An 8941-nucleotide genomic window follows, 5' to 3' on the forward strand; every position below is an offset into this window, starting at 1 on the left:
GACCGCGCCTGACAGGATGAACGGTCCACTCGCCGTCGGCACTCTGCCCGCCTGGTCGCCATCCTGGCGATCGCGCTGGCCTGCCCGACGCTGTGCAGCGTGCCGGTGCCGCTGTTCTTCGTCATCGGCGGGTTCACCGGGGTCGCCGCCCGGCTGCATCGGCTGCTGCGCACGGTGGTGCGCAGCGCACACACCGAGGCTCGAGTCACGGAGCCGACGCGGATGCCCGTGTTCGCCGTGCGCTGAGCTCGCTCAGCGCACGATCCCCCGGGCCGCCAGCGCGTCGCCGACGTCATCGGCGTGCTTGATGGTCAGCACGAGCAGCGGCAGCGCCGCACGCACCCCCATGCGCACCCCACGAGCGCGCTGTGCATCGCGCACCTGCTGTACGAAGCCGCCGATCACCGGGATCATCGCGATGGTCAGCGAGATCGCCAGCGCCGCGGTCGCCGGGTCCACACCGAGTGCGCGCAGCGGACGCAGCAGGCGCTGCAGCACATCGAGCAGATCGCCCATCCTGGTGCTCCGCGTGACGAGCTCGGCCAGCAGGATCAGTGCGATCACTCGGCCGGTGTTCTGCACCGCAACGTCGACAGAGATGAAGATCCACAGTGCCGCGCCCAGCACCAGGATGAGCCAACGCAACCGCCACCAGGCACTGCACAGCAGTCGCCACCCGAGTCCACTCAGCGGATAGAGCCCTGACACACCCGCCAGCAGCGCCGCGGTGCCGAGCACGCCGAGCGGGAACAGCGAGATAGCCAGCGCCGCTGCCGCGAGCGCCAACAGCTTCACCCCTGCCGGGAGGCGGTGAAGCACCCCGTCGCCCGGCCGATAGAGCGAGATCATGCGGACATCCGTCGATAGCACTCGATGACCGCCTCCGGGGCGCCGACGGCCTCCACGGTGCCGCCGACGAACAGCACGGCCTCATCGCAGCGCGCGGCCAGCTCGAGGTCATGCGTCACGATTACGAGGGGAACGTCGAGCCCCAGCAGCAGATCTCCGACACGCCGGGCGTTGTGCAGGTCGAGCAGCGTGGTCGGCTCGTCGGCGACGAGCAGCTCAGGCCCCGTAGCGAGCACCGCCGCGAGCGCCAGCAGCTGCCGCTGCCCGCCCGAGAGTGCAGACGCCGGCTGATCGCCCCGCCCGCCGAGCCCGTACTGCGCCAGCAGCTCGTCGATCCTCGCGGCACGCTCCTTCTTCGGAAGCGTCGTCAGCGAGAGCGCGAGATCCTCGGCGGGGGTCGGCATGAGGATCTGCGCCTCGGGATTGGTGAAGACGAAGCCGACCCGTGCGCGCAGCGCAGCCGCCTCGGTGCTGGGGTCCATGCCGAGCACGTCCAGCCGCCCGCCCGTGGGTGTGCGCAGTCCGTTGAGCATACGGGCGAACGTCGACTTGCCCGACCCATTCGCTCCGATGACGGCTGTGCGCGGGGCCGACAGGCTCAGCGTCACGTCGGAGAGGATGCGCGTGCCGTCAACGGAGTACTCGAGGTCACGGGCCGCGACGGCGGCGCCGCTCACGCCGCCGTCGGCGCGGCGGTCGTGGCCGGCCGCACCCGACGCGTGATCGCCGCCGGGAAGGCCCGAGGGTAGGCCCGGTACAGTGCGACGACCAGTACCGTGGCAATGACGGCCTTGATGAGGTCACCGGGCAGGAATGCCAGACTCGACAAGGCTGTCACGTCGAGGGGCACGCCGGTCAGCCACGCCTGCACGGGGATGCCGAACAGGTAGATCACGAGGATGCCGCCGACGAGGGACGCCAACCCGATGCGCCACCACGCGAAGCGTCCGCTGTGCGCGATGAGCCCGATCACGACGACGCCGGCGATCCAGCCGATCATGTAGCCCACGCTGGGGCCTACGAACACGCCCAGACCGCCGCGCCCTCCGGCGAGGACGGGAAGACCGATCGCAGCGAGGGCCAGCACGATCAGGATCGACAGAGGCGCACGGCGCGCCCCCAGCACGAGCCCCGCGAGCATGACGCCGAGTGTCTGGCCTGTGATCGGCACACCGCCGGGCAGCGGCACCAGCACCGTGCCAAGAACGACGATGAGCGCGGCGAACATGGCGATACGGGCGAGATCGGCGCTGAGCGAGCGGCGAGAGGCGGCCATGGGTATCCTTCCAGATCCTGAACAGTGTTCACCTGAACGCTGTTCACTATACTCGGAGCATGGCATCCGCTCGACACGATCGCACCAGCGTCATCGACTGCGCCCTGCGACTGCTCGACGCCGTGGGACTGCCGGATCTGTCGATGCGACGCATCGCCAATGAACTGGAGATTCAGCCCAGCGCGTTGTACTGGCACTTCGCCAGCAAGCAGGCACTGCTCGCAGGCATCGCCGACCGCATTCTGATCGCGGTGCCCGACCCCGATCCCGCCGCCGACCTTTCACAGGTCGCCGGCGCCGTGCTCGATGCCCTGCTGACCTACCGCGACGGCGCGGAAGTCGTCATGAGCAGCTACGCGCTTCGTCTGGGCACGCCACGAGCGCAGCAGGCGCTCGCCGCCGCGCTGGGTGAGGGCGCTCCGCACGTCGACGTGCTCGCCGATGCCGCCTTCGAGTTCATCGTCGGGCATGCGATGCTGCTCCAGCAGCGCATGCACGCGCAGAGCGTCGGTGCCGTCGAGCCCGACGGTGCCGACCCCACCGCCCACTCGGCCGCCGTGTTCGACGCGGGCATCCGCGCCCTGTCGGGGATCAACCGCTCCGTCCGGGTGGTCGACAGTCGCACCCGCTGATCACGATCGCGCCTCGTGGGCGTGGCCCATGCGCAGCCCGGGCAGGAGGGCGATGACCGCGAGCAGGCCGGCGACGAGGAACACCGCGGCAAAGGCCGAGCCCTCACCGGCCCGCACAGCAGTGAACACAAGCCCCAGCACCGCGATCGTGGTGGCCGCGCCGACAGCATCGGAGATCGACAGCGCCGCCGAGTTGAACCCTTGGTTCTTTGTCGTCGAGTAGGCGAGCGTCAGCACAGTGAGCCGCGGGTACATGAGACCCATGCCCGCGCCGGCGAACGCCCATCCGCCGATCAGGATTCCGGGGTGCAGATGCCACAGGCTCGTGGCCACCGCCACCACCAGCGCAGAAGTCAGCAGTGCGGTTCCCCCGACGACGATGCGCGAGTTGCCGAGCCGGTCGCCGATCCGCCCCTGCACTTCGGCGCCCACGGCCCAGGTGATCGCCGCGGCGGTCAGGCCCAGTCCTGCCCAGGTCGCAGAGAAACCGTAGTCGGCGATGAGCAGGTATGGGACATAGATCTCGGCCCCGAACAGCGCTCCGGCGATCAGCCCGCGCATGAGGATCACACTCGGCAGGCCACGCCCCGACCGCAGCGTACGTCGTGGCAGCAGCGGCCGAATCGCGGCGACGACGAGCACAGCGGAACCGGCTACGAGCGCCCACGCGTAGGCCCCGGCCTCCCCCGCCAGACTGACGCCGAGAGCGCCCGCGGCCACCAGCACCGCGCACACGAGCCGCAGGGCGAGGCGCGACGACGACGGCTCTTCGGCCCGCATCGGCAACCCCCACAAGCGCAGCGCGACCATCGTGAAGGCCAGGGCGGTGAGCACGGCCACTCCCAGGAACACCCAACGCCAGTGCAGGAACTCCGCGACCGCGCCGGCGAGGAAAGGCCCGATCAGCGAGGGGACGACCCAGGCCGCCGAGAAGGCGGCGAACACGCGACCGTGCAGGTGCGACGGATACACCCGTGCCACGACGACGTAGAGCGCCACGGTCTCGCCCCCGATGCCGAGGCCCTGCACGAGCCGGCCGACCACCAGCACCTCCATCGACGGCGCCGATCCGGCCACCAGCAGGCCCGTGACGAACAGGACGACGGCGCTGGTGAGGGGCAGCGTCGGTCCCGAGCGATCGCACCACGCCCCGACGACGACCATGCCGATGACGCTGGTCGCGAGAGTGCCCGAGAACGCCACGGCGTACAGCGCGGCACCGCCGAGGTCGTCGACGACGACCGGCATGACGGTCGTGATGGCGAGGGACTGCATCGCCGCGAGGAAGATCATCGCGACGGCACCGATCGTCACCCAGATGAACCTCGCCGTCCAGATTCCGCCTCCGGCGGGACCGGAGACAACCGGCACCGGTGCGGTCGGTGCCGGCTCGTGCGGGGCGCTCACGAACGCGCGAGCGCACCGATGCGGCGCACGGCGTCGGCGAGCACGTCCTCGCCGCACGCGAAGTTCAGGCGCACGAAACCCCGGCCCTCGTCGCCGAACTGGGGACCGAAATGCAGCGCGACCTTGGCCTCGCGCAGGATACGGCGCGCGGGGTCGTCGCCCCACCCGAGCCCACCCAGGTCGACCCAAGCGAGGTAGCTCGCATCGGGCAGACGATAGCGCGCCCTCGGCACTTCCGCAGCCAGCAGGTCCGCCAGCAGCCGGCGGTTGCGATCCAGCGTCAGCAGCACCCCGTCGAGCCACGCATCGCTCTCGGGCGAGAAGGCGGCGACGCCGGCCAGCATCCCGAAGTGTCCCGTCCGCCACTCGACCTCGAGGGGCAGCCCGCGCACGACCTCCGCGGGGCGTTCGCCCGCGGTGATCATGAGCGCGCACTTCAGGCCTGCGAGATTGAAGGCCTTGCTCGCGCTCGTGACCGCGTACCCGACCTCGGCGGCGGCCGCAGAGGCGGTCAGGAAGGGGGTGAAGACCGCACCGGGATGCACGAGGGGTGCGTGGATCTCGTCGCTGATGACCGTGGCACCGTACTCTCTCGCGAGCTCGGCGAGCCGCGCCAGCTCCGCGGGCGAGTGCACCGTTCCGGTCGGATTGTGCGGGCTGCACAGCAGCACCGCACGCGCGCCTCCCGCCAGCGCCGTCTCGATGCCGTCCAGATCGAGCCGCCAGCCCGCATCGGTCTCGGTCAGCGGCACGCGCTCGACGACCGCGCCGGCCTCGTCTACGAGGTCGTAGAACGGCGGGTACACGGGCGGCGTGATGATCACGCGGTCGCCCGGTTCGGTCACCCGGCGCAGCAGCTCGACGATCCCCATGCTCACATCGGCGGTCGAGCGGATGCGGGCAGGGTCGACATCCCACCCGAACCTGCGCGCCGCGAACTCGGCGTACGTCTGCGCCAGCGGCGTGCGCGAGGCCGTGTACCCGGTGTCGCCGAGCTCTACCGCCCGGTGCAGCGCGGCGGTCACCGCGGGGGCGAGCGGGAAGTCGCTCTCGGCGACGAACATGGGCAGCACATCGGCGGGATACTCCCGCCACTTCTCGCTCGTCCTGGCGCGGAGCCTGTCCAGCGGAAGGGGAACGACGGGGGCGGTGGTCACGGCTTCGAGCCTACCCGCGCACGTGCGACGAGCGGATCGTCAGATCGCGAACCCGAGTGCGCGCATCATGTCGCGCCCATCGTCGGTGATCCGTTCGGGCCCCCATGGCGGCATCCACACCCAGTTGATGCGGAACCGGTCGACGACCTCGTCGAGCGCCTGCGCGGTCTGCTCCTCGAGCACATCGGTCAGCGGGCAGCCCGCAGACGTCAGCGTCATGTGGATGACCAGGGCGTCGTTCTCGTCGTCCCAGCTGAGGTCGTAGATGAGCCCGAGGTCGACGACATTGATGCCGAGCTCGGGGTCCATGACGTCCTTGAGCGCTTCGGTGACCTCGTCGTACTTCTCCGGGCTCAGGGTCGCGGTCGTGCTCATGGTGCCGATCCTACGCCTGAATGCCCTCAGCGGGCTCGATCTCGTCGGCCAGGAACCGATCGTACCCCTCGTCCTCCAGACGATCGGCGAGCTCGGGACCGCCCTCCTCGACGATGCGGCCGTTCACCATGACGTGCACGTAGTCGGGGTGGATGTAGCGCAGGATGCGGGTGTAGTGCGTGATCAGCAGCACGCCGAGGCCGGTCGCCGCCTTCGCTCGGTTCACACCCTCGGAGACGACCTTGAGCGCGTCGACGTCGAGGCCGGAGTCCGTCTCGTCGAGCACGGCGAGCTTCGGCATCAGCAGCTCGAGCTGCAGGATCTCGTTGCGCTTCTTCTCGCCCCCCGAGAACCCCTCGTTGACGTTGCGCTGCGCGAACTTCGGATCCATGCGCAGATTCTTCATGGACTCGCGCACGTCCTTCGTCCAGGTGCGGATCGCGGGTGCTTCCCCGTCGATGGCCGTCTTCGCCGTGCGCAGGAAGTTGGTCACCGTCACTCCGGGGATCTCGACGGGGTACTGCATCGCCAGGAAGAGCCCCGCGCGGGCCCGTTCGTCCACCGACATCTCCAGGACATCCTCGCCGTCGAAGGTGATGCTACCGCTCTGCACGAGGTACTTGGGGTGCCCCGCGATCGTGTACGCGAGCGTCGACTTGCCCGAGCCGTTGGGACCCATGATGGCGTGGGTGTCGCCGGCGCGGATCGTCAGGGTGACGCCGTTGAGGATCGGTGTGGTGCCCGCGTCGGTCTCGACGGAGACGTGGAGGTCGCGGATCTCGAGGACGGACATTCAGACTTCCTTCGTGAGGTGGGGGTCGACGAGCACGTCGTCGCCGTCGAGCTGGACGACGTAGACGGGGACGGGCTCGTATGCGGGGAGATTGAGCGGATGGCCGGTGCGCAACGAGAAACGCGACCCGTGCGCCCAACACTCGAGGGCATCGTCGTCGACGAAGCCCTCAGACAGCGAGATGTCGCCGTGTGTGCAGGTGTCGCCGATCGCGTGCACCTCGCCGCCCGAGTCGAGCACGACGGCCATCGGCACACCCTCGACGTCGAAACGACGGGCTTCGTCCTGCACCAGTTCTCCGAGGGAGCAGATGCGCTGCAGGCTCACGCGACGACCCCCTCGACGGGTGTGGCGGCCAGTTCGGCCTCGATAGCGGCCGTCAGCTCGCCCTGGAGGTCGGGGATGCCGATCTTCTGCACGATCTCGCCGAGGAACCCCAGCACGACGAGGCGTCGCGCCTCGTCCTCAGGGATGCCGCGTGCCTGCAGGTAGAACAGCTGCTCGTCGTCGAAGCGACCGGTCGCGCTCGCGTGGCCGGCGCCGGCGATGTCGCCGGTCTCGATCTCGAGGTTCGGCACGGAGTCGGCGCGTGCACCTTCGGTGAGCACCAGATTGCGGTTGGCCTCGTACGAGTCGGTGCCCACGCCATCCGGCCCGATCAGCACGTCGCCGACCCATGCGCTGCGGGCGCTGGCGCCCTGCAACGCACCCTTGTACAGCACCTCGCCCTTCGTGTGCGGCCCCTCATGGTGCAGATACACCTGGCTCTCGAGGTGCTGCCCGGCGTCGGCGAACGACAAGCCGTACATCTCGGTCTGCGCGCCCGGCCCCGTCAGGGCGACGCTCGGGTTGACGCGCACCACGCCCCCGCCGAAGCTCACCACCGTGTGCCGCAGAAAGGCGTCGCGCAGCACACGCGCCTGATGCGCCGACGCGTGGATCGCGTCGTCGTCCCACTGCTGCACCGAGACGACCTCGAGCCGTGCCCCGTCGCGGACGATGATCTCCACGTTCTGCGCGTACTGTGCCGCGCCGCGGTGACGCAGCAGCACCGTCGCCGCCGACTGCGGCATGGCTTCGACGATCACATGCGCGTTCGCGTGGCGCGAGGCGTCCTTCCCCGTGATCTCGATCACGATCGGGCGCTCCGCGGTCGCACTCTGCGGAATGCGCACATGCAGCGCGTTCGCGCACCGTTTGAAGGCGATGGCGCTCGGCAGGTCCTCGGGCCGGAACACCTCGCCGCGCGGCGCGGCCTCGTGTCCGGTCGATTCGACATGGTAGCCGTCGGGCGCATCGATCCGGTAGTCGACGGCGAGGTCGTCGCCGGACTCGGTGTCTTCGTCGATCAGCAGGGGCCGAATGCGGTCGAGCGGCGTGTACCGCCAGTTCACCTCGCGCCCCGTGGGCACGCTGAAGTCGGCGGGATCGAACGATGCGGGCCTCTCGGAGCGGGTCTGCACGGGGACGAAGCTTCCGGCACCGTCGCTGTGCGGCAAGGAACCCGGCACCGCACGCGGTGCCTCGGTGGTGGTCGACATGGCCTAGCCCACCGACCCTTCCATGCCCATCTCGATGAGCTTGTTCAGCTCCATGGCGTACTCCATCGGCAGCTCACGCGCGATCGGCTCGATGAACCCCCGCACGATCATGGCCATGGCCTCGTCCTCTGCCAGACCCCGCGACATCAGGTAGAACAGTTGTTGCTCGCTGACCTTGGACACCGTTGCCTCGTGGCCGAGCTGCACGTCGTCGACGCGGATGTCGATGGCCGGATACGTATCGGACCGCGACTGCGTGTCGACCAGCAGCGCATCGCAGACGACGGAGTTCGCCGAGTGGTGGGCGTTGGGCTCGACCCGCACCTCGCCGCGGTACCCCGCGCGGCCGCCGCCGCGCGCGATCGACTTCGAGACGATCGACGACTGCGTGTAGGGCGCCATGTGGATCATCTTCGCACCGGCGTCCTGGTGCTGCCCCGGGCCGGCGAAGGCCACCGAGAGCGTCTCGCCCTTGGCGTGCTCGCCCAGCAGGAAGATCGACGGGTACTTCATCGTCACCTTGGAGCCGATGTTGCCGTCGACCCACTCCATCGTCGCGCCCTCGTGCGCCACGGCGCGCTTGGTCACGAGGTTGTAGACGTTGTTCGACCAGTTCTGGATCGTCGTGTAGCGCACGCGCGCGTTCTTCTTCACGATGATCTCGACGACTGCCGAGTGCAGCGAGTCGGACTTGTAGATCGGCGCCGTGCAGCCCTCGATGTAGTGCACGTACGAGCCCTCGTCGGCGATGATCAGCGTCCGCTCGAACTGGCCCATGTTCTCGGTGTTGATGCGGTCGTACGCCTGCAGCGGGATCTCCACGTGCACGCCCGGCGGCACGTAGACGGGCGAACCGCCCGACCACGCGGCGGTGTTGAGCGCGGCGAGCTTGGTGTCGCCGGCCGGGAGGA

Annotated in this window: 12 protein-coding genes; 2 read left to right on the forward strand and 10 right to left on the reverse strand. The window is 69.4% G+C overall.

Going from position 1 to position 8941, the window contains the following annotated elements; genetic code table 11:
* The first annotated feature begins 99 nt into the window (after positions 1-99).
* Entirely contained in the window at positions 100-246 is a 147-nt protein-coding gene (locus ACK5IN_RS06980) for a hypothetical protein (protein ID WP_416895472.1), read from the forward strand.
* 6 nt (positions 247-252) lie between these two features.
* On the opposite strand, the gene ACK5IN_RS06985 is transcribed toward ACK5IN_RS06980, so the two are convergent.
* Genes ACK5IN_RS06985 through ACK5IN_RS06995 form a run of 3 tightly spaced genes read right to left on the reverse strand, consistent with a single transcriptional unit; the run spans position 253 to position 2125 of the window.
* Positions 253-849, reverse strand: coding sequence for an energy-coupling factor transporter transmembrane component T family protein (locus tag ACK5IN_RS06985; RefSeq protein ID WP_416895473.1), 597 nt, complete (start codon positions 847-849; stop codon positions 253-255).
* Entirely contained in the window at positions 846-1526 is a 681-nt protein-coding gene (locus ACK5IN_RS06990) for an energy-coupling factor ABC transporter ATP-binding protein (RefSeq protein ID WP_416895474.1), read from the reverse strand. The genes ACK5IN_RS06985 and ACK5IN_RS06990 overlap by 4 nt, the downstream gene beginning before the upstream one ends.
* Positions 1523-2125, reverse strand: coding sequence for a biotin transporter BioY (locus tag ACK5IN_RS06995; protein ID WP_416895475.1), 603 nt, complete (start codon positions 2123-2125; stop codon positions 1523-1525). The genes ACK5IN_RS06990 and ACK5IN_RS06995 overlap by 4 nt, the downstream gene beginning before the upstream one ends.
* 59 nt (positions 2126-2184) lie before the next feature.
* Here ACK5IN_RS06995 and ACK5IN_RS07000 point away from each other — a divergent pair, with 59 nt between their 5' ends.
* A complete protein-coding gene (locus tag ACK5IN_RS07000; protein WP_416895476.1) occupies positions 2185-2757 on the forward strand; it encodes a TetR family transcriptional regulator in 573 nt (190 codons plus the stop codon).
* On the opposite strand, the gene ACK5IN_RS07005 is transcribed toward ACK5IN_RS07000, so the two are convergent.
* The 7 genes from ACK5IN_RS07005 to sufB form a co-directional block, all read right to left on the reverse strand.
* Entirely contained in the window at positions 2758-4164 is a 1407-nt protein-coding gene (locus ACK5IN_RS07005) for an MFS transporter (protein ID WP_416895477.1), read from the reverse strand.
* Complete coding sequence (locus ACK5IN_RS07010; RefSeq protein ID WP_416895478.1) at positions 4161-5321, reverse strand: MalY/PatB family protein; 1161 nt, start codon at positions 5319-5321, stop codon at positions 4161-4163. The genes ACK5IN_RS07005 and ACK5IN_RS07010 overlap by 4 nt, the downstream gene beginning before the upstream one ends.
* A 39-nt stretch (positions 5322-5360) precedes the next feature.
* The gene (locus ACK5IN_RS07015; RefSeq protein WP_416895479.1) at positions 5361-5696 is read right to left on the reverse strand and encodes a metal-sulfur cluster assembly factor; all 336 of its coding nucleotides are present in this window, start codon (positions 5694-5696) and stop codon (positions 5361-5363) included.
* Between the two features lie 10 nt (positions 5697-5706).
* Positions 5707-6489 (reverse strand): Fe-S cluster assembly ATPase SufC, encoded by a 783-nt coding sequence (gene sufC / locus ACK5IN_RS07020; protein ID WP_416895480.1) that lies wholly within the window; start codon positions 6487-6489, stop codon positions 5707-5709.
* Entirely contained in the window at positions 6490-6816 is a 327-nt protein-coding gene (locus tag ACK5IN_RS07025) for a non-heme iron oxygenase ferredoxin subunit (RefSeq protein WP_416895481.1), read from the reverse strand.
* Positions 6813-8030: a Fe-S cluster assembly protein SufD gene (gene sufD / locus ACK5IN_RS07030; protein WP_416895482.1), complete on the reverse strand. Its 1218-nt coding sequence runs from the start codon at positions 8028-8030 to the stop codon at positions 6813-6815. Before sufD ends, ACK5IN_RS07025 begins: the two co-directional genes overlap by 4 nt.
* A gap of 3 nt (positions 8031-8033) precedes the next feature.
* Positions 8034-8941, reverse strand: a 908-nt coding sequence (gene sufB, locus ACK5IN_RS07035) for a Fe-S cluster assembly protein SufB (protein WP_416895483.1), incomplete at its 5' end; no start/stop codon positions are given.

The organism is Microbacterium sp., from assembly GCF_047971895.1.
GTDB lineage: Bacteria > Actinomycetota > Actinomycetes > Actinomycetales > Microbacteriaceae > Microbacterium.